The sequence below is a fragment of the Mycobacteroides franklinii genome, assembly GCF_001853795.1.
GTDB lineage: Bacteria > Actinomycetota > Actinomycetes > Mycobacteriales > Mycobacteriaceae > Mycobacterium > Mycobacterium franklinii.
In genome coordinates this window covers 2141806-2162002 of sequence record NZ_MLIK01000019.1, presented here as the reverse complement: position 1 = coordinate 2162002, position 20197 = coordinate 2141806, and the positions used below count along the sequence as shown (strand labels likewise).

The 20197-nt window shown below is 64.0% G+C and carries 16 protein-coding genes, 1 pseudogene and 2 riboswitches; of the genes and pseudogenes, 13 read left to right on the top strand and 4 right to left on the bottom strand.

Annotation, left to right across the window (positions count from 1 at the left end):
- Positions 1 to 32 precede the first annotated feature (32 nt).
- Entirely contained in the window at positions 33 to 923 is an 891-nt protein-coding gene (locus BKG76_RS17940; RefSeq protein WP_070938787.1) for an IclR family transcriptional regulator, read from the bottom strand.
- 111 nt (positions 924 to 1034) lie between these two features.
- Here BKG76_RS17940 and BKG76_RS17935 point away from each other — a divergent pair, with 111 nt between their 5' ends.
- The 3 genes from BKG76_RS17935 to BKG76_RS17925 all read left to right on the top strand — a co-directional run bounded on the left by BKG76_RS17935 (position 1035) and on the right by BKG76_RS17925 (position 5029).
- Positions 1035 to 1700: a short-chain dehydrogenase gene (locus BKG76_RS17935; RefSeq protein ID WP_070938786.1), complete on the top strand. Its 666-nt coding sequence runs from the start codon at positions 1035 to 1037 to the stop codon at positions 1698 to 1700.
- Positions 1701 to 1782: 82 nt separating this feature from the next.
- On the top strand, positions 1783 to 3522 hold the full coding sequence (locus BKG76_RS17930; protein WP_070938785.1) for an acyl-CoA dehydrogenase family protein: 1740 nt from the start codon (positions 1783 to 1785) through the stop codon (positions 3520 to 3522).
- Positions 3523 to 3667: 145 nt separating this feature from the next.
- Complete coding sequence (locus tag BKG76_RS17925; protein ID WP_070938784.1) at positions 3668 to 5029, top strand: FAD-dependent oxidoreductase; 1362 nt, start codon at positions 3668 to 3670, stop codon at positions 5027 to 5029.
- A 7-nt stretch (positions 5030 to 5036) separates the two neighbouring features.
- Here the strand turns inward: BKG76_RS17925 and BKG76_RS25425 are convergent, their stop codons facing one another.
- Positions 5037 to 5366: a hypothetical protein gene (locus BKG76_RS25425; protein ID WP_070938783.1), complete on the bottom strand. Its 330-nt coding sequence runs from the start codon at positions 5364 to 5366 to the stop codon at positions 5037 to 5039.
- Positions 5367 to 5579: 213 nt separating this feature from the next.
- Positions 5580 to 5747, bottom strand: a riboswitch (M-box (ykoK) riboswitch).
- Between the two features lie 373 nt (positions 5748 to 6120).
- Between BKG76_RS25425 and BKG76_RS17915 the strand changes: the two genes are divergently transcribed.
- Complete coding sequence (locus BKG76_RS17915) at positions 6121 to 6555, top strand: hypothetical protein (RefSeq protein WP_083338130.1); 435 nt, start codon at positions 6121 to 6123, stop codon at positions 6553 to 6555.
- Positions 6556 to 7044: 489 nt separating this feature from the next.
- Positions 7045 to 10848: pseudogene (locus BKG76_RS17910) on the top strand (HAD-IC family P-type ATPase); the annotation flags it as partial.
- Positions 10849 to 10925: 77 nt separating this feature from the next.
- Here BKG76_RS17910 and BKG76_RS25555 read toward each other — a convergent pair.
- Positions 10926 to 11147 (bottom strand): Rv1535 domain-containing protein, encoded by a 222-nt coding sequence (locus BKG76_RS25555; protein WP_407937654.1) that lies wholly within the window; start codon positions 11145 to 11147, stop codon positions 10926 to 10928.
- Here BKG76_RS25555 and BKG76_RS17905 point away from each other — a divergent pair.
- The 5 genes from BKG76_RS17905 (at position 11115) to BKG76_RS17890 (ending at position 15905) form a co-directional block, all read left to right on the top strand.
- Positions 11115 to 11393 (top strand): hypothetical protein, encoded by a 279-nt coding sequence (locus tag BKG76_RS17905; protein ID WP_070938780.1) that lies wholly within the window; start codon positions 11115 to 11117, stop codon positions 11391 to 11393. The genes BKG76_RS25555 and BKG76_RS17905 overlap by 33 nt on opposite strands.
- Positions 11394 to 11505: 112 nt before the next feature.
- Positions 11506 to 11678: riboswitch (M-box (ykoK) riboswitch) on the top strand.
- A gap of 279 nt (positions 11679 to 11957) precedes the next feature.
- A complete protein-coding gene (locus BKG76_RS25170; RefSeq protein WP_207543770.1) occupies positions 11958 to 12116 on the top strand; it encodes a hypothetical protein in 159 nt (52 codons plus the stop codon).
- Between the two features lie 163 nt (positions 12117 to 12279).
- Positions 12280 to 13950 carry an NRAMP family divalent metal transporter gene (locus tag BKG76_RS17900; protein ID WP_083338128.1) on the top strand — a complete coding sequence of 557 codons (1671 nt, stop codon included), beginning with the start codon at positions 12280 to 12282 and terminating at the stop codon, positions 13948 to 13950.
- Complete coding sequence (locus BKG76_RS25550) at positions 13848 to 14351, top strand: WhiB family transcriptional regulator (RefSeq protein WP_407937653.1); 504 nt, start codon at positions 13848 to 13850, stop codon at positions 14349 to 14351. The genes BKG76_RS17900 and BKG76_RS25550 overlap by 103 nt, the downstream gene beginning before the upstream one ends.
- Before the next feature lie 75 nt (positions 14352 to 14426).
- A complete protein-coding gene (locus BKG76_RS17890) occupies positions 14427 to 15905 on the top strand; it encodes an FAD-dependent monooxygenase (protein WP_070938779.1) in 1479 nt (492 codons plus the stop codon).
- Here the strand turns inward: BKG76_RS17890 and BKG76_RS25590 are convergent.
- The gene (locus BKG76_RS25590; protein WP_109420788.1) at positions 15900 to 16403 is read right to left on the bottom strand and encodes a hypothetical protein; all 504 of its coding nucleotides are present in this window, start codon (positions 16401 to 16403) and stop codon (positions 15900 to 15902) included. The genes BKG76_RS17890 and BKG76_RS25590 overlap by 6 nt on opposite strands.
- Positions 16404 to 16426: 23 nt before the next feature.
- Between BKG76_RS25590 and hisN the strand changes: the two genes are divergently transcribed.
- The 3 genes from hisN to BKG76_RS17870 all read left to right on the top strand — a co-directional run bounded on the left by hisN (position 16427) and on the right by BKG76_RS17870 (position 20099).
- Entirely contained in the window at positions 16427 to 17218 is a 792-nt protein-coding gene (gene hisN / locus BKG76_RS17880) for a histidinol-phosphatase (RefSeq protein ID WP_070938778.1), read from the top strand.
- A gap of 221 nt (positions 17219 to 17439) precedes the next feature.
- Positions 17440 to 18843 carry an acyl-CoA dehydrogenase family protein gene (locus BKG76_RS17875; RefSeq protein ID WP_070938777.1) on the top strand — a complete coding sequence of 468 codons (1404 nt, stop codon included), beginning with the start codon at positions 17440 to 17442 and terminating at the stop codon, positions 18841 to 18843.
- Positions 18844 to 18887: 44 nt separating this feature from the next.
- On the top strand, positions 18888 to 20099 hold the full coding sequence (locus BKG76_RS17870; protein ID WP_070938776.1) for an acyl-CoA dehydrogenase family protein: 1212 nt from the start codon (positions 18888 to 18890) through the stop codon (positions 20097 to 20099).
- Positions 20100 to 20197: the final 98 nt, after the last annotated feature.

Genomic DNA, 20197 nt, shown 5'->3' with positions numbered 1-20197 from the left:
GGCAGAGCGTGGGTCCTATTGCCACCCGATGGCTAGGTGCCGGAGCCCTGCCTGCCGTGGGTGATCGAGGTGATGTGGTCGGCACAGAATCGCAGCTGATTTCCCGCGTCCGCGACCTCGGCTTCAGTGAGGTGGCTTGGTGTTCCCAGCACACTAAGCATCACCGCGACCTCGCCATTGCCGTCGAAGACGGGCGCGCCCAGAAAGCCGATGCGTCGCGGCTCACTGAAATCGATCGGCTCACCCATACGGGCGAGCAAGGCTGCCAACATGGATTGAATGGTGTCGAGTCGCTGGCCGACGGTGCCGTGGCCGGCCGGCTCACTGAGCTGCATATAGAACTTGTCGACACGGTCGCTCTGCACGGACGCGAAGTAGCCCCGCTCGCGGACCCCGGCCAGCATGGCCTGCATCCCGTCCCAGAGCTCATCGGTGATCGTCGGAGTCGCCCGCAGCAGCCAGCGCCGCACGTCCTCGTCCTGCGCCCATGCCATGAACACCAGACCAGCCGGCGCAGTGAGCCTGATCCGCTGACCCACCTGATAACTGCCGCCTGTCGGCGACCGACCGTGTGACGCGATGACCGCGACGTCCTCTCCCGCGATCATCGAGGCGGTGCATGCCGTTCCGAACCGGGTCGCGAGTCGCTTCACCTCGGTGTCCACCACCTCGGCGATCTCAAATCGCTGCCGCGCCGCATGCCCGGTAATCAGCATGGACGGGCCGATCGAGTACGTCTTGTGCCGGGGGTGCCGAACGAGGTAGCCCGCCTCGGTGAGTGCCTGAAGTATCGCGAGCGTGGATGCCGGATTGACCCCGACGGCCTCGGCGATTTCGGTCATCGACAACGGTTGAGTCGGTCGGCCCGCCAGATGGTCGAGGATCTGCGCGGCGCGCACCACAGCGGGTGCGGGCTTCGTCATTTACCCCCCAATCCAAACGTCTGGCTGCTAATATTTCAGTGAATTTGATATATCGAATTCGAACAAGAAATACAATACTTAACTACCTGGCTACCGGGGGTCCCGCTCGACATGTACTCCTTTGGCAAGCAGCTAGCCGCGCTACCAAGATCACGGTACGGCCCATGGGCGGTCATTGCCGCCGGAGAGACCGAAACCGCAACCGCATTCGCGCGCCACATCGCGGCAAACGGCATCAACATCGTCCTGGCGGCGCATGGCGGACGGGCCGACGCGTACACGTTGACCATGACTGCCGGCGTGAGCGTCCGGACCACCTCACCCGACGTCTTTACCGGTGAACTCGCCGCGGCGACAGACGATATCGAGGTGGGCCTACTGGTGTGCATCACCGACGAAGATGCCACCGGCGGCCGCTGTGGTGAATCTGCCCTGAATCGGTTGCGCACGCTCTACCTGACCCACCGATTCGGGCAACGAATCGCCGATCGCGGCGAGGGAGCCGTAATCATGGTGAAATCACTGGCCGCACAATCGATCTCCCAGGGCACACCACTACACCGCGCCGACTCGACATTCACGGCCGGCCTCCGCGACGGCCTGCTTCGGCAGGATGTCGAGGTTGCCCTGTTGGACGACTTTGTTCCACACCGCCCTGCGATGGACGCCGACGACCTCGCGCTCATGGCGCTGGCCCGCCTCGGGCGACAGCGTCACCGCCATTGCCTCCACGACGGAGACGTATCCGCCGTCCCACCGGCGCTCCGGGCCAACTGACGCGACCCGAACCGCTTGTGCACGTGGTGTTCAAATCCCCGTCCCTCCCTATCCAAACTGACGCGGTGGTAGGTTCCTGACCGTGAGTCAGGATACGAACGCCGCCCCCAAGACCGAACTGCTTCACCCCACTGCGGACGACTTCGCCGAATTCGACGGCGAAACGCGTCGGCTCCTCAAGGCAACCGTCGATTGGTTCGAGGAACGTGGAAAGACACGGCTGCTCCAGGACTACGTCGACAAGGTCTTCTACCAGGACTTCCTGGACTTCGCGGCGCGCGAAAAACTGTTCGCCACCTTCCTGACCCCCGCTGCCGACGGCGCCGGGAACGCCGAAAAGCGCTGGGACACCGCGCGAGTGGCCAAGCTCTCGGAGATCCTCGGCTTCTACGGCCTGAACTACTGGTATCCGTGGCAGGTCACCGTGCTGGGCCTGGGCCCGGTATGGCAGAGCGCCAACGCCGACCCGCGCAAGCGGGCCGCCGATCTGCTCGACGGTGGTGCCGTCGCCGCGTTTGGCCTGTCCGAGCAGGCCCATGGTGCCGACATCTACTCCTCCGACATGGTGCTGACCCCACTCGAAGGTGGCGGCTACAAGGCCTCGGGCCCCAAGTACTACATCGGCAACGGCAACTGTGCCCGCATCGTCTCGGTGTTCGGCCGGGTCCAGGGCCGTGACGGACTCGATCAGTACGTCTTCTTCCTCGCCGACAGCGAGCACCCGAATTACAAGGTGATCAAGAACGTCGTGCCGTCGCAGATGTACGTCGCCGAGTTCGCGCTCGATGAGTATCCGGTCAGCGAAGACGACATCCTGCACGTGGGCGCGGATGCCTTCAGCGCGGCACTGAACACCGTCAACATCGGCAAGTTCAACCTGTGCTTCGGCGGCATCGGCCTGTCCACTCACGCCTTCTACGAATCAATCACCCACGCCCACAACAGGATTCTCTACGGCAACCCGGTGACCAAGTTCGACCATGTGCGCCGCGAGTTCGTCGACGCGTACGCCCGCCTGCTGGCAATGAAGCTCTTCAGCGAGCGTGCGGTCGACTACTTCCGCACCGCCAATGCCGAGGACCGGCGCTACCTGCTGTTCAACCCCGTCACCAAGATGAAGGCCACCACCGAAGCCGAGAAGGTGCTGGCACTGCTCGCCGACGTCATGTCGGCCAAGGCCTTCGAGGCAGAGAGCTACACGACTGCCGCTCGCATCGATGTGGCCGGTCTGCCCAAGCTCGAAGGCACCGTCGCGGTGAACCTGGCACTGATCCTCAAGTTCATGCCCGCCTACCTGCATGATGCGCAGGACCTTCCGGTGCCCGGCGTCCAGCTGCAGCCCGGCGACGACGAGTTCCTGTTCCGTCAGGGACCGGCCAGCGGCCTGGGCAAAGTCCGCTTCCACGACTGGCGCAAGCCCTTCGCGGACAATGCCGGCATCCCGAACGTCGCGGCCTTCACCCAGCGTGCCGAGGCGTTGGCCACGCTTGTCGCCAGCGAGCGGGACGCGATCAAGAACGCCGGCCTGGACCTGCAGCTGAGCATCGGCGAGCTGTTCACCCTGGTGGTGTACGGCGGTCTGATCTTGGAGCAGGCGAAGCTGCGCGGCACCGACTCGGTGCTGATCGACCAGATCTTCGAGTTCCTCAACCGGGACTTCTCCACCTACGCGGTCGATCTACTGGGCAAGCGCGAGGCCACGGCCACCCAACGGCAGTGGGCCAAGGACGTCATTTCAGAACCGGTATTCAATTCCGAACGCTTCGATGAGATTTGGAATCGGATCGAGGCGCTCTCCGGTGCGTACGAAATGCGGGCCTAGTCCGCAGGTCTACCCGCGCACACTCGTTTCCGTCGCTAGCATCGGTGGGGTAACCCGTCCGGACAGGACCGCGGCCAGCCCCCTGTCGGCCAGCCCATAGCCGACGACAGCCGCTGCCCTGTCGGGCAGATAAGGATGTACGAGGGTGCGCGCCGTTCACGTCGCCATCGTCGGTGCGGGCCCCTCGGGGTTCTTTGCCGCCGGATCGCTGCTCAAACACACCGATTTCGACGTCCACGTGGACATGCTCGAAATGCTGCCGACTCCTTGGGGTTTGGTTCGGTCCGGGGTGGCCCCCGACCACCCCAAGATCAAGTCGGTCAGCGCGGTGTTCGAGAAGACGGCCACGCATCCGCGGTTCCGATTCTTCGGCAACATCGAGGTGGGAGTGCAGATCACCGCCGAGGAGCTGGCATCTCGCTACGACGCGGTGATCTACGCGGTCGGCGCCCAGTCCGACAAACCACTGGGCATCCCGGGTGATCAGCTGCCCGGCTGTATCGCCGCCGTCGACGTCGTGGGTTGGTATAACGCGAACCCCACCTACCAGAAGGTGGCGGTCGACCTGTCCGGTCAACGCGCCGTGGTCGTCGGCAACGGCAACGTCGCACTGGACGTCGCACGCATCCTCGGCATGGATCCGGAGTCGCTACACACCACCGATATTGCCGATCGGGCATTGGATTCCTTGGACCACAACGCGATCCGTGAGGTGGTAATCATCGGGCGGCGCGGACCACTACAGGCGACCTTCACTCCGCTGGAGCTGCGCGAGATGGGCGAGCTGCCCGGCGTCGACGTGGTGGTGGACCCCGAGGACTTGGCCGGCATCACCGACGAGCAGCTAGCGGCGGCCCCCAAGCCCACCCGCACCAACATCGACACCTTGCGCAAGTTCTCGGAGCGGCCGCATACCGATGGCCATCGCAGAGTGGTGTTCCGGTTCCGCACCTCCCCCATTGAATTGCACAGCAACGGTACTGGCGAGAACCAAGTCGAATCAATCACTGTGGGCCGTAACGAATTAGTCGAAGAAGACGGGTACCTGGTTGCCCGCGACACCGGCGAACGCGAAACACTGCCCACCCATCTGGTGGTGCGCGCCATCGGATATCGCGGGGTTCCGGTGCCGGGATTACCTTTCGACTCCCGGCGCGGGGTCATCCTCAATGATGCGGGGCGTATCGAGGGCCGCGACAACGAGTACGTGGTCGGCTGGATCAAGCGTGGCCCGGTTGGCGTTATCGGAACCAACAAGAGCGACTCGCAGGAGACGGTCGACACCCTGCTCGCCGATCTGGCAACCGCAGCACTGCGGGCCGCGCCCGATGTTGCGGCCCTTGAGGAATGGCTGTTGGGGCACGAGCCGCACATCGTGTCCCAATCCGATTGGCTCACCATCGATTCGCACGAACGGGCGACCGGTGAACCACAAGGACGCCCCCGGGTGAAGCTCGAAACGGTGCCCGAATTGTTGGCCGCGACGGGACGGCACGATCAGCCGTGACGTTGAGCTAGGCCGCAGACTCGGCACAGTTCAGCGAGTTGTTCATCTGCATCCAGCTATACACCGCAACCGGAATTCCGAACGCCGCACCGCCGACGATGGCTCCGACCGCACCTGCGGGCGCAGCACCTACGAGGCACCCGGCGGTGGCACCGAGACCGAGGCCGACGAGCCCGCCGACCACCGAACCAACACCTACGGCAAGTTCGAATCGGGTCAATGCAATGGACAGTTCGGTGTTGTAGTCGCTGCGCGGTGCCGCAACGGTGGTCACCTTCTCCGGAACACGGTTGCCGAAGTCGAGAAGGGACGTAGGGAAAGTCAATACGTTTGCCATGACGGAACTCCTTGATGGCTCAGGCTGTCCCGGTCAAACATGCACTCCCCTAGGGGTGCGCGCGTTGGCCAGAAGACGATGTACGAGGACTTCGATAAGGGCTACTGTCGCCAGTTCCCATGTGGTCCTCACCTCCTCCTAGCCAGGGCGCACACGCGCCACAACACCGTCATCAAGCGCTGGGAAGAAGAGCACACGTCGAATCACACGTGAGCCGCATCCCCTCGTCAAAGCTTTGGCACCACACGGCGTATCAGACTCGCTGAAGCCACTTGGGCTCAACCCTTAATCCGGGAAGAGCTGTCCTGACCCGGGGCGTCTCTCGACGTTCGGGGTCAGTGGCCTATATCCGTGCAGACGCCTCACCTATCGAGATGCTTGCAATAACAAGCGTGACACAGATTCACGGAACCGGTCAACCCGAAACCCGTTAAGAGAACGTCAGCGCCGGCAGTCCTTCACCACCCTCAGATCGCCGAGAGGGTACTGCCGCTGCCAGATACGGAGCGATTTCATGCCGAGAGACCAGGCAACCCGCACAACAGGCGTGCCGAATTGAATGGTGTGAATTGACTGTGTATTTGCTGTGCGCATTAAGCGGGCGATACGCGCCGGCACACGGCCAATATATCTGCGAAATCGCTTCCTAGTGATCCATACATGAACATCCCATGACCGGATGCTGCACAATTTAGGAAGAATCGAAGGAAATCTGTCAACTAGGGCTGGAGTGGTCGTGAGTTTTATCGGTCGCGTGGCGAAGAGCGTGGGCAAGGCCGCGGAGGCCACAACATCGGTGGCGGGTGCCATTGGCGGAGCGGCCATCAGCGGCACCATCGGTGCGGTTGCCGGTGCAGCCGCAGGGGTCCGTCGCGGTCTTAGCGAGGGTAGCCACTCAACACCGGCAGCAGCAGCCGTCATCGGGGCGCTCGCCGTCACCGGGCTCATCGAATGGCCGGTAGTTCTCGTAGTGGGCGGTGCCGCTCTCATATTGCGCCAGTTGAACAGCGATTCCGAAGTGGCACAGGCCTCCACGGAGCCGTCTACGGTTGTTCCCCTCGCACGACCTGCCGCGAAGCCCGCGAAGCCCGCGACATCCACGCCCACCACGTCGGCCGCCACGAAGGCAGCACGACCAAGGAAGTCTGCGGCGAAACAGCCCGCACGCCAGCCCCGGCCACACTCGTAATCGATTCAATTGACACCGCGAAAACCTGTACCTTCTCCCCTGCGTGCCGTCGCACTAGGGATCAAAACTGCTGCCACGCTTGCAGAAGCCTCAGCTCAATTCGTAGCTTCCGCCGCCGTCACGGCGACGAACGTCGGTATCAAGACCATCACGGCCCCGCTTCACGAGAGCGCACGGGCGGCCAACCGTCAGTGGTCCGAACTCGTGCTCGGCCGACAGTGCTCCTCCAACGACCGGCGCGTATGGATCGAAATCCGGGATCTGGACGGACCGCACGCGCCCCGACTCAGCACCGAAATACTCAAGGCGGCCCGCACGCACCCTGGAGTGATATCGGCGGTGCTCAACTACCCGCTGTCACGCCTGGTCGTGGAACTGGAAACAGATCCAGGTTCGGCTCCGACGCCACTTCGCACGCTCTGCGGAGTCCTCGACCAACTCGAGTCACGCTATGGCGGCGGCAAGACATCGCACCACCCGCTCACCGAAATACCTGGTGACGGAAAGCTGCTCGCTCAGAAGATCTTGACGACGGCAGCCAACGCGGCCGGCCTTGGGATTGCCACCGTCGGGCAGACACTCCTGTTCCCCCGACTGCCCGCGAGCCTCGTCGGAGTAGTGGTGGCGGTCGACTACCAGCCCTGGTTCAGGCGACTCCTCGAAGACAGACTCGGACAAACAACCGCAGACACCGTGATCGGTCTGCTGACCACCACCGCCAACACCGTCACGTTCTCCCAGCCCTCTCTGGCCGTAGATCTGGCGATGAACCTCCTGAAGTCCGCGGAATCTCTTGCCGGGGCTCGCGAATGGTCACGACGCGAGGAAGTGTTGGCACGCCACGCGGACTGCCCAGACAGCCACCAACGGGCGGCCCCGCGCCGCAAGGGATCGGTCGACCGACACGCCGAAGGTTCCGCGTGGGTACAGGCCCTGGGCTCGGCCACGCTGGGTGCGCTAACCCAGAATCCGGCGATAGCCGGCACTGCCGCCTCCGTCACGGCGCCGAAAGGTGCACGCGCTGCCCGCGAATCGTTCGCGGCCACGCTTGGCCGCGGGCTTGCCGATAGCCACTCGGCGTTACCGTTGCGTCCCGAGGGTCTACGCCGCCTCGACCAGATAGACACGCTAGTTCTCGATCCACGTGTGTTGTGCTCAAGCAACTTACGGCTGTCCCGGATTCGCGGAGTCGAGGGACCCGATATCGCGGCAGCGTGGCATGTCGCCCAGGAACGACTCGCTCGAGAAGATCTGGCACCCGGCTGGCACCGAGTCGGCGCACCACACAACCCTGCCGAGGTGCTGGTGCAGTACGCACACCTGCCCATGGCCGCTGCGGTGATCGCCGAAGCACGCAGCTCAGGGTTGGCAATTGTGTCCGTCGACGATTCCAGACTGGGCGAACTGCGTTCGGCCATGGACGAAATACTTCCGGTAGACGGTTCCGTGGATGACGCCATCGCACAGGCCACCGAAGATCTGCAACGTGACGGCAAATCAGTGGCCGTCCTGTCGTCGTCGGCAGCGAAAGCCCTGTCGATCGCGGACCTAGCACTCGGCATCATGCCCAGCACGGGCGAACTTCGGCCGCCCTGGAACAGCGACCTCATTCTCGACGATCTATCTGCCGCATGGCGGGTACTCCACGCTATGCCTGCCGCCCGTACCGCCAGTCGCCGTGGCATCGAAATAGCCACGGGCGCCTCCGCGTTGGGCGCCTTACTCATGCTTCCCGGAGTTCGCGGACGCGGCCCGGAGGCCGTGACCGCCGGTGCCGGAACCGGGTTGTTCACCGGGTACTGGTTGGCGCGCAAGGCTGTTCGCTCGGACGCACCGGAGCCGGAGATCGTCCACGAATGGCATGCCATGTCTGCCGACCAGGTGCGCGCACTCCTGCCGCAGCAGGACCTCGCCGCCCCGTCGCCCGGACTGTTCGAACGCGTGCCGAGTTTGGCGGCGGCTCCGGGCCGGGGACTTTGGCAGTTTGCGCAGGCGATCGGAACCGAGCTGGCCGATCCGCTGACACCCGTTCTTTCTGTCGGTGCCGCGGCGAGCGCCGTACTGGGCTCACCCGTTGATGCTGTGCTCGTGAGCTCGGTTTTGGTGGGCAACGCGCTGCTGGCCGCGGTGCAACGTCTGCACTCCGAGCAACTGCTGGATCGTCTTCTACACCAACAAGTTCCACCTGCTCGAACGGTCTCCGAGACGGATAGCGGGACACGCAAGTATCGCAGCGTCGACGCGAAGTCATTGCGTCCGGGTGATGTCATCGAGGTGCGGCCCGACGAGGTCGTGCCCGCCGACGCCAGGCTCATCGAGGTCTACGACGTGGAGGTTGATGAATCGTCCTTAACGGGTGAATCACTGCCCGTCGAGAAGCAGCTCAGTGCGACTCCCGGTACCGAACTGGCCGATCGGCGCTGCATGCTCTATGCGGGCACCACGGTGATGGCAGGGACCGCATTGGCGATCGTGACGGCCGTCGAGGACAAGACCGAGGCCCGGCGTGCCGCCGCGCTGGCCGGCGATGCCCACCAGAGCCTCGGCCTGCAGCACCAGCTGAGCAAGCTGACCAATCGGGCTTTGCCTGTCAGCTTGATCGGTGGCGGATTGGTCAGTGGTCTCGCGCTGTTCCGGCGTACAGGAATTCGCGAGGCCGTGTCCAGTGGAGTAGCGGTCGCGGTGGCGGCCGTCCCCGAAGGCCTGCCACTGGTGGCTACCCTCGCGCAGCAGGCCTCGGCCCGAAGACTCACGCGCACAGGGGTTCTAGTGCGTACACCACGATCGGTCGAGGCTCTTGGCCGAGTTGATGTGGTCTGTTTTGACAAGACCGGCACGTTGAGCGAGAACCGACTCAGAGTCACACAGGTCTACACGGCCACGGGCGTGTCCCGGGAGGCCGTGCTCCTGTATGCCGGGAACGCGACCCCGGCCGCCCACGACGGACGGCACGCCCACGCCACGGACGCCGCGATCGCCGAAGCCGCACATACCGCGGCCGACCACACCCCGACACCGTTGGTACATCTGCCCTTCCGGCCAGGCCGTCCATTCTCCGCTTCCGTCATCGGAGATGAACTGACCGTGAAAGGCGCACCGGAAGTCCTGCTGGCGGCGTGTCCCGATCCGGACTCAAGCATCGAACCAACTGTCGCGGAACTGGCCGCCAACGGTTTACGTGTCATCGCAGTCGCGCGCCGAAGCCTGACGCCGGAACAAGTGCGGGCGGTTCAAGAGGATTCGGACGCTGTCGCCGAATTGTGCACGGAGCAACTACAAGTCGCCGGACTGCTCGGGCTCTCCGACACTCCGCGTCCGGAGGCCGCGCGAATGCTCGCGGAGCTCACACAGCAGGACATCGCGGTACGCCTCATCACCGGTGACCACCCGATCACGGCGGCCGCCATCGCCCGTGAACTCGGCCTGCCCGTGACCCTGGACCAGGTGATCAGCGGAGCTCAGTGGGAAGCGTTGTCGCGCAAGGACCAGGAACAAGCCGTCGCCGATCGCATTGTTTTCGCCCGTATGTCGCCGGAGAACAAGGTGCAGATCGTACAAACGCTGGAGCGCACCGGCCGAGTCTGCGCCATGGTCGGCGACGGGGCCAACGACGCCGCCGCGATACGCGCCGCGACCGTCGGAATCGGTGTGGTCTCACGGGGTAGCGATCCCGCGCACTCCGCCGCGGATGTCGTCCTGCTCGACGGGCAGGTTCATTGCTTACTGGATGCGCTCGAAGAAGGGCGCCAGCTGTGGCAGCGGGTGCAGGCCGCGGTTTCGGTGCTGCTGGGAGGCAACGCCGGAGAGGTGCTGTTCGCAATCGCCGGGAGCGCGATCAGTGGTCGCGCACCACTGAACGCCCGACAGTTGTTGTTGGTCAACATGCTTACCGATGCCTTGCCGGCCGCTGCGCTGGCGGTGAGCCGACCACGGGTTACCGACAACGGTGGTATGCGCGGTCCGGACGAAGAAGCCTTGTGGCAAACCGTCGCCGTTCGGGGCGGCATTACCGCGACCGCCGCGACATCCGCGTGGTTGGCCGGCCGCTTCACCGGACGGCCGACGCGGGCCTCCACCGTGGGACTGGTCGCCCTGGTGTCTACGCAGTTGGGCCAAACCTTGCTTGATTCGCACAGCCCGCTGGTCATCGCAACCGCTGCCGGGTCCCTGGGAACGTTGGCGGTGCTGGTCAGTACGCCCGGGGTCAGTCAGCTGCTCGGCTGCACACCGCTGGGACCAGTCGGATGGTTCCAAGCGTTGGGCGCCGCCGCCGGTGCGACTGCCCTGGCGGCCTTTGCACCCGACTCGATCTCACGGTGGATACCGGTGGCCAAATTGTTGCCACTGCAGGAAGACCGCCCATCACCAGATCAATCGACGATTTTCACCACACCTACACGCCACAACAATGCGTACAACTGGCGAAATGGTGGAGTCAAGACTTCCGCGGCCAATCCGGTCAGTGGGTCAACAGCCGGAACATCGTTGCTCGACACGGTAACCACTGTGACAGGTGTGTCCGGCGAGACGGAGAACTGAAAGTTACGGAGAGGCAACCCATGGCTGAAAAGACGCGACACTCGACCACTCATCGCGAGGCCGTCGAACGGGTACAAGCGGCAAAGGATTTCGCGGTCGAGCTGCCCCTCGTAGGCCGAGTGCGCATCCCCCGCCCCGATCAGGTGGCGTACTTCGGCGGTTTGGTGGTTTTGGTCGCCTTGGAGATCATCGAATGGCCGGTAGCCGCTGCCATCGCCGCGGGACACATTTTGGCGAGCAATCACCACAACAAGGTCCTGGAGGAGATCGGCGAAGTCATCGAAGTCGCCGAGGGGTAGTCCACCTCTCGAGCATCTTGATTCCGCATTTCCACGGCGCCACGAGACACGTAGATGGGCTCGAAACAGTCTCGGGTTGACCGTGATACGTGGGTGGCTTACAGTTCGGCTGTTAGCACCTCGCTAGGCGAGGCTCCTGCGCGAACATAGGCCACTGATCCGACGACGTCGAGAGACGCCCAGGGTTAGGACAGATCTCCCCGGCCTAAGGGGTGATCCGAAGTGGCTTCCGGTGTAGCCGGATTACGTCGTGTAGTGCCGAAGCTCTGACGAGAGGGGTGTGAGCCGGTTCTTGATCACAAGATCGGTTTTCCTTCTTGTCGTGGGCGCACCTGGTGGTGTGGTGAAGATGACGCGATGCGTCCTGGCGTGAAGGAGGTGAGGGGACGATATGACGTCCGGCGGAAGTCCATATCACAGTACGTATTCCCTAACAGCCTCCTGGACCAGGCGTAGTTCGTAATCGGTTTCGTCGTCGAACGAACCGAGTGAGAGCTGCATGCCCGGTGTGCCTTGCGAGGCTGAATTTCCGTTTGAGAAAGCAGCTTCGCTATGAGCCTTGCCATGTCTCGTCACATCGTGATCACTCCACGGCGCCCCGCAGCGTCTGACGCGTTGCGGCGCGCGATCGGCTGGGTGGCGGCCCGCGTCAACGCCACACCCGAAGCACGCCTCAAGAGGCAGATCGCGAACAACCCACTGGCAGTTATCTGCGACCTGTAACGGTTCGCACCAAAGACTTTCCGAAAGGCAATACCCAAAGATGGCGTTCTTCAACGGCGTTCCACGCCTGTACTCAATGGTTGGCCGCGGCGCATCCGCGCCAGCCCCCGATCACATCACCGCATCCGGTGGCGCCGCCGCGGCTCATCCGCCGGGGGCAGTCATGGACAGCGCTCATGTTGGTGACATCGTGGGAGCCCTCGGCACTATTCGCCACGACGAAACGACGGCCGGCCGTACCCGCTGGCAGCGATTCCGAATGCTCCTGACCATCCTCGGCCCTGGCTTGATCGTCATGGTCGGCGACAATGACGCCGGCGGCGTCGCGACCTACGCCCAGGCCGGACAGAACTACGGCATGGCGCTGTTATGGACACTCGCACTGCTGATTCCGGTGCTGTACGTCAATCAGGAGATGGTGGTGAGGCTGGGCGCGGTGGCCGGCGTCGGCCACGCGCGCCTCATCTTCGCCCGGTTCGGAAAATTCTGGGGTGCGTTCAGCGTGGGCGATCTGTTCATCGTCAACGCTCTGACCATCGTCACCGAATTCATCGGAGTTGCACTGGCATTGAGCTACTTCGGACTTCCGAAATCGATCTCGGTGCCGCTGGCCGCCGTCTTGTTGTTCGCCGTGGTTGCCGGTGGGTCATTCCGTCGATGGGAACGATTCCTGTTCGCACTCATCGCAATCAACATCGTGATGATCCCGATGGCAATCATGGTGCACCCGTCCATCAGTGAAACCGCCAAGGGTGTGATCCCCTCATTCCCGGGCGGTCTGAACTCTGAGCTGCTGCTGCTGATCGTTGCGATCGTGGGCACCACTGTCGCGCCATGGCAACTGTTCTTCCAGCAGTCCAACATCGTGGACAAGCGGCTGACCCCGCGATGGATCCGGTACGAGCGCATCGACCTGTGGGTGGGAATCGTCGTCGTCATGATTGGCGCTGTCGCGATCATGGCGGCTGCGGCGTTCGGCCTGGCCGGTACCGACGCCGTCGGCCAGTTCACAGATGCCGGTGCGGTTGCCCAGCTCTTGCATGACCGCATGGGACCAACCGTCGGCGCACTGTTCGCGATTCTGCTGCTCGACGCGTCCCTCATCGGCGCCAACGCAGTGGGTTTGGCCACCACCTATGCCCTCGGCGATACCTTCCGCAGGCGGCACTCGCTGCACTGGAAGATCGGTGAGGCCCCCGCCTTCTACGTCGGCTACGCGTTGTTGTTGGCAGTGGCCGCCGCCGTGTCCTTCAGCCCTGACAATGTGCTGGGGTTGCTCACCCAAGGTGTCCAGGCACTGGCCGGCGTACTGCTGCCCTCGGCAACCGTGTTCCTGGTGTTGCTCTGCAATGACAGGGCAGTACTTGGGCCGTGGGTCAACACCACTCGTCAGAACATCGTTGCGGGCGTGATTGTTTGGTCGTTGGTGTTGTTGTCGCTGGCACTGACCGGCGCGACGTTCTTCCCCGACCTCACTACCGAGCAGCTCGAGATGTTCTTCGGTATCGGGGCGCTGGTCGGAATAGCGGGCGGATTCGTGATCGCGGGTGCCAAATCCCGGGCGGATCGCAAGACAGCGGCAGCGGTAGCCGCCGAGCTGGGTGGGCTCGATCCCGGTCAGGTAAAGGATTTGGATGCTCGGCCCCACGACCGTGCATTGCGACGCGCGGTACTGGAAGAGGAACGGGATACCTGGCGAACCCCCGCACTGGACACACTGGACCGTCCGGCATGGTCACCTCTGCGGACCGCCGGAATGGTCGCGCTGCGCGGGTATCTGCTGATCGCGGTGGTGTTGGTGGTCGTCAAGATCACACAAAGCATCACGGGCTGATTCGTCATCACCAGTCACTTCAGCGGCCGGTTCGGCGTTGGCCCGAACCGGCTTCTGAAGCGCTGCGCTGCAAAGGATTAATGGTGAAGACCAGAAACGACCAGGCTCAGGCCACCGACGCAATGGGACAGTCCTGGCAGCTCGACGCACGTTGCCGCGGCATGCCCACCGATATCTTCTTCGCCCCCGATTATCAAAGGGGGCATGCCAAGAAACTCCACGACATGCGGGCCAAACGCATCTGTCGCAGTTGCCCCGTACAGCAGCCATGCGGGACGTACGCGCTCGTGAACGATGAGTCACACGGCGTCTGGGGCGCGCTCACCCCGAGTGAGCGTCGCGAACATGCCGAACGCGCGCAACGGCCATCGCAGAGGCACACACCCTTAGAGTTACCTTAGAAATCTCTTATTTTTCTTATCTTTCGGGTACCGTCGAGCTGGTCCGGGTTGGCCGAGCCCCGAGGAGTGTGACGAGTGACCGAACATGACGTGGTGGTTGTCGGCGGCGGCCCAACCGGACTCATGCTCGCCGGCGAGCTGGCCCTCGCCGGCGCCGATGTAGCCATCGTCGAGCGGCGCGCAACCCACGACCTGGACGGTTCGCGCGCGGGCGGCATGACGTCACGCACCCTCGAAGTGCTCGATCAACGCGGGATCGTCGACCGGTTCCTGCCCCAGGGACTCACCGCACCCATCGCGCATTTTTCCGCGCTCCTGCTGGATATGACCGACCAGCCGACCAGACACGCCTTTGGGTTGATGTTGTTGCAGTACCGCATCGAACGCACCCTGTGCGAATGGGTCGCCGAACATGGGGTACCGATCTACCGAGGGCGTGAAGTCAACGGGTTCAAAGCATCCGATGACGCCGTCGATGTCGATCTTTCCGATGGCTCGGCGCTGCGGGCGCAGTATCTGGTTGGCTGCGACGGCGGACGCAGCCTGGTGCGCAAGACCGCCGGCATCGATTTCCCCGGATGTGATCCGTCCACCAGCTGCCTGGTCGCGGATGTCGAACTGACCGAGGAACCACAGTGGGGCATCCACCGCCACGGCGCGCTGCATTCGATCTTCAGATTCGAGGAGGACGGCCCCGTTCGGGTCTTGGTGACCGAGCCCGAGATCGGACGCACCGGTGAGCCGACCCTGGGTGATTTGAGTACGGCGCTGATCGCGGCACGCGGGACCGATTATGGAATGCACAGTCCCACATGGATTTCCCGGTTCACCGACGTGACACGGCAGGCGGCGACGTACCGCAAGGGGCGGGTGCTGCTGGCGGGAGACGCGGCGCATGTGCACTTCCCCATCGGCGGGCAGGGTCTCAACACCGGAATCCAGGATGCCGTGAATCTCGGCTGGAAACTCGCCCAAGTCGTCAATGGCACCTCACCCCAGGAACTGCTGGACACCTATCACGCCGAACGGCACCCTGTCGCGGAGCGGGTACTGCACAACACGATGGCACAGACCGCACTGAGCCGCGCCGGCGAGCGGGTTGACGCATTGCGCGACATCATCGCTGAGCTGCTCGCTCTTGACGCGCCACGTCAGCGCATCGCGGCGATGATGAGCGGACTGGACATCCATTACTGCCTAGGCCCGCAGACCGGCCCCGACCATCCCCTGCTCGGGCGACGTATGCCGGACCTCGATGTGCGCACCGGCGATCGCATCGTGCGCGTGTTCACCCTGCTGCACGATGCCCGCGGCGTGCTCCTGAACCTGGGCACACCCATGACCGGCACCTCGGGTTGGTCACATCGGGTCGATTCCGTCGACGCCGAATACGTTCACACAGAAGACGCCTTCGAGCTTCCCGTCATCGGTGCCGTCAAAGCGCCCAATGCGGTGCTGATCCGACCCGACGGGTACGTCGCCTGGGTCGGCGACGGTACGACAACCGGGCTCAACGACGCGCTACACGCCTGGTTCGGACCGCCTCGTTCATAGCGGCGGCGGTTCGTAATACCTCGGCGGCGGCTCGTGCTTCTTGGCCGGATCCTCCGTTGACGATGGCCCCTCGACCGGCCCCGGTCGAGGCGGAGGTGTGGACGGCGGTGGCGGCACCGGATCGATGTTTTCGATCGACGGCGGCCCACTCGGATACTGCTGCGGACCGGCCGGCGGCGCCAGCAGCACACCCCAGCGATCGGGATTCTTCGGCGGGTACAGCACCGGGATCAGGTCACCGATGCGCGGCCAGTCATTGACATCGCGCACGATCTGTCGGTAGGTGACATATTCGGCGACCGTAGGACCGTTGAGCGCACCTGTGATTGTGACCAGCTGCTCCCCCGTGACCCCCTCGGGACGAGGGCTGACACCCGTCACCAACAGGGTCCCTTGCACGGCGTTCATACCCGGTTGCGCCTGCCTGCCACGGCGCATCTGCATGATCAGGAGAGCCAGCGAGCCGCCGACCAGAAGTAGCACCAAGAATTCCCACACACTGTCATGGTAGGACTGCAGGCATGACGCCCACCGTGTCCTTGCGCGAAGATCGTCGGCTCGCACTCGAATTAGCCGATGCCGCCGACGAAATCACCACGTCCCGGTTCGGCGCACTCGATCTACGGGTGGACACTAAACCCGACCTGACACCGGTGACCGACGCGGACACCTCGGTGGAATCGGTCCTGCGTTCGTTGTTGCATCGATCGCGCCCGGCGGACTCGGTGGTCGGCGAGGAGTACGGCGGCGAGGCCGTATTTAGCGGTAGACAGTGGGTTATCGATCCCATCGACGGCACCAAGAACTTCGCGCGGGGCGTCCCCATCTGGGCCACACTCATCGCACTGCTTGAGGACGGCGTACCCGTCGTGGGTGTCATCAGCGCTCCGGCCCTGTCCCGTCGTTGGTGGGCGGCCGAGGGGCTCGGCGCTCACACCCGGGTCGGGTCCGGCGAGGATCGGCTCATCCATGTCTCCCGAGTGGATCAGCTGACGTCGGCAAGCCTGTCGTTCTCCAGCTTGTCGGGCTGGGCGGACCGCGGGAAACGCGATCGGTTCATCGCGCTGACCGACGAGATCTGGCGCGTTCGGGGGTTCGGAGACTTCTTCTCCTACTGCCTGGTGGCCGAGGGCGCGGTCGACATCGCCGCCGAACCCGAGGTCTCACTGTGGGATCTGGCCCCGCTGGACATCCTGGTTCGCGAAGCGGGCGGCCGGTTCACGAATCTGGCCGGCGAGCCCGGCCCGCACGGCGGTAGTGCGGTGGCGACCAATGGGTTGCTGCACGACGAGGTACTCAAGACCCTCGACTAGCGCCCCCTACACAGCCCCACTCCCCGCGAGCGGACACGTATTGCAGGCCCAACCTGGGGTTTCGCTCTAACAATCGTCTGCTCACCGGGCGACGACGGGTGTGACATACACCTCGTTTTCTGAGGATCTTACCGCTTAGTAAGATACGGTTCTTACTTCGGAGTAAGGTAACGGCCAGATACTCCGGCAGAACCCCTTTAACCCCAGAAACGGCTGGTGACATGACCAACACGTTGACTCCGCGCGACGAGAAGAAGGCCGCCAAGAGCAAGAGCCCGGCACGGCACGAGACCGGCGTCGGCCTTCAGAAGCACAAGCGCGGCGCGATCGACATCCTCATCGCGGTGCTGACCCCGATCGCAGGTTCGGAGCTGCTGGACAAGTACAACCTGCGCGGAGCCTTCAACAAGGGCATCTTCGAGACCACGAAGGGCCTGTTCACCACCCTCGGCGTTGCCAACCGGACCTTCAAGAAGGTCACCGGCAGCAAGGGTGCACCCAAGCGCCTCGACAAGGCCAACGCCGACTACTTCGACCTCAACCCCGAGGACGAGCAGAAGATGATCGCCGACACGGTGAAGGAATTCGCCGTCGAGGTCATCCGCCCGGCCGCCTACGAGTCGGACAAGAACAAGAACTACCCCGCCGATCTGCTGGGCAAGGTCGCCGAGCTGGGCGTCACCGCCATCAACATCCCCGAGGATTTCGACGGCATCGCCTCGCAGCGCTCGACTGTCACCAACTCCCTTGTCGCCGAAGCTCTCTCGTACGGTGACATGGGTCTGGCCCTGCCGATCCTGGCCCCCTCCGGGGTGGCCTCCGCGCTGACCAACTGGGGCAGCGCCGATCAGCAGGCCACCTACCTCAAGGAGTTCGCGGGCGAGAACGTGCCGCAGGCTTCGGTGGTCGTCGCCGAGCCGCAGGCGCTGTTCGACCCGTTCAGCCTCAAGACCACCGCCACCCGCACCCCCAGCGGCTTCCGCCTCAACGGTGTGAAGTCGTTGGTTCCGGCCGCCGCGCAGGCTGAGCTGTTCATCGTGGCCGCCAACTACAACGGCCGCCCGACGCTGTTCATCGTCGAGTCCGGTACCGAGGGCATCACCGTCGAAGAGGACCCGAGCATGGGTATCCGCGGCGCGGCACTGGGCCGGCTGAACCTCAACAACGTCGCGGTTCCCGCCTCCGGCCTGCTCGGTGAGGACGGTGTCGCGGATTCCGATTACTCCGAGGCCATCGCGCTGGCCCGCCTCGGCTGGGCGTCCCTCGCGGTCGGTACCGGCCAAGCGGTGCTCGACTACGTGATTCCCTACGTCAAGCAGCGCGAGGCGTTCGGCGAGCCCATCGCCCGTCGCCAGGCCGTTGCCTTCATGTGCGCCAACATCGCCATCGAGCTCGACGGCCTGCGCCTGGTGACGCTGCGCGGCGCCTCACGTGCCGAGCAGGGCCTGCCCTTCATCCGCGAGGCCGCACTGGCCCGCAAGCTCGCCACCGACAAGGGCATGCAGATCGGCCTCGACGGTGTGCAGTTGCTCGGCGGACACGGCTTCACCAAGGAGCACCCGGTGGAGCGCTGGTACCGCAACCTGCGCGCAATCGGTGTCGCCGAAGGCGTTGTGGTCCTGTAGCCGTCCCCTCCCCATAGTCTTATCTACTAAACGAAAGTCTTTCCATGGCAATCAATTTGGAACTCCCCAAGAAGTTGCAGGCTGTTCAGGAGAAGGGGCATCAGGGCGCTGCCGAGCTGGTACGGCCCATCTCCCGCAAGTATGACCTGGCCGAGCACACCTACCCCGTCGAGCTGGAGACCCTGGAGACGCTGTTCGCGGGCGTCTCCGCGGCCGGCACCTTCGCCTTCGCCGGCGCCGAGGCCTTCCGCGCCGAGGAGAACACCAAGAAACAGAACGTCAACGGCGCCAACATGTCCGCGCTGCTGAACGCCCTCGAGATGAGCTGGGGCGACTGCGGCCTGCTGCTCACCATCCCCTTCCAGGGGCTGGGCAACGCCGCCGTGTCCAGCGTGACCAGCAAGGAAGATGCCGACAAGTTCGGCAAGGTGTGGGCCGCCATGGCCATCACCGAACCCGGCTTCGGTTCCGACTCGGCGGCGGTCACCACCACCGCCAAGCTCGACGGTGACGAGTACGTCATCAATGGCGAGAAGATCTTCGTCACCGCCGGTTCGCGTGCCACCCACATCGTGGTGTGGGCAACCCTGGACAAGACCAAGGGCCGCCCCGCCATCAAGTCCTTCCTGGTGCCGCGTGAACACCCCGGCGTGACGATCGAGCGTCTCGAGGAGAAGCTCGGCATCAAGGCCTCCGATACCGCGGTCATCCGCTTCGACAACGCCCGGATCCCGAAGGACTACATCCTTTCCGATCCGGAAATCAACACGGAAAAGGGTTTCGGCGGTGTGATGAGCACCTTCGACAACACCCGCCCGATCGTGGCCGCCATGGCCGTGGGTGTGTCGCGCGCGTCGCTGGAGGAACTGCGCAAGATCCTCGAGGACGCAGGCATCGAGATCTCCTACGACCGACCGGCACACGCCCAGCACGCCGCCGCCGCCGAGTTCCTGCGGATGGAGGCCGACTGGGAGTCGTCGTACCTGCTGACACTGCGTAGCGCATGGCAGGCCGACAACAACATCCCCAACTCGATGGAAGCGTCGATGGCCAAGGCCAAGGCCGGCCGCGTCGGCAGCGACGTCACCCTCAAGGCCGTCGAAATGGCCGGTACCACCGGCTACTCCGAGCGCACCCTGTTGGAGAAGTGGGGCCGGGACTCGAAGATCCTGGACATCTTCGAGGGCACCCAGCAGATCCAGCAACTGGTGGTGGCACGCCGCCTGCTGGGGCTGAGCTCCGCAGAGCTCAAGTGATGCGCTGACCAAGATCCATTGCGGCCCTTCCGGGACTCCCCCGGAGGGGCCGCACCCTTTTCGTCGAGCCACTTGAGCGCGAAGCGACGAAGCCAGCT

Coding starts and splice junctions, on each gene's coding strand:
- BKG76_RS17875 (WP_070938777.1), top strand. CDS start 17,440: ATGACCAACACGTTGACTCCGCGCGACGAGAAGAAGGCCGCCAAGAGC.
- BKG76_RS17900 (WP_083338128.1), top strand. CDS start 12,280: ATGGACAGCGCTCATGTTGGTGACATCGTGGGAGCCCTCGGCACTATT.
- BKG76_RS17905 (WP_070938780.1), top strand. CDS start 11,115: ATGGCTGAAAAGACGCGACACTCGACCACTCATCGCGAGGCCGTCGAA.
- BKG76_RS25555 (WP_407937654.1), bottom strand. CDS start 11,147: ATGAGTGGTCGAGTGTCGCGTCTTTTCAGCCATGGGTTGCCTCTCCGT.
- BKG76_RS17940 (WP_070938787.1), bottom strand. CDS start 923: ATGACGAAGCCCGCACCCGCTGTGGTGCGCGCCGCGCAGATCCTCGAC.
- BKG76_RS25425 (WP_070938783.1), bottom strand. CDS start 5,366: ATGGCAAACGTATTGACTTTCCCTACGTCCCTTCTCGACTTCGGCAAC.
- BKG76_RS25170 (WP_207543770.1), top strand. CDS start 11,958: ATGTCTCGTCACATCGTGATCACTCCACGGCGCCCCGCAGCGTCTGAC.
- BKG76_RS17935 (WP_070938786.1), top strand. CDS start 1,035: ATGTACTCCTTTGGCAAGCAGCTAGCCGCGCTACCAAGATCACGGTAC.
- BKG76_RS17870 (WP_070938776.1), top strand. CDS start 18,888: ATGGCAATCAATTTGGAACTCCCCAAGAAGTTGCAGGCTGTTCAGGAG.
- hisN (WP_070938778.1), top strand. CDS start 16,427: ATGACGCCCACCGTGTCCTTGCGCGAAGATCGTCGGCTCGCACTCGAA.
- BKG76_RS25550 (WP_407937653.1), top strand. CDS start 13,848: ATGGTCACCTCTGCGGACCGCCGGAATGGTCGCGCTGCGCGGGTATCT.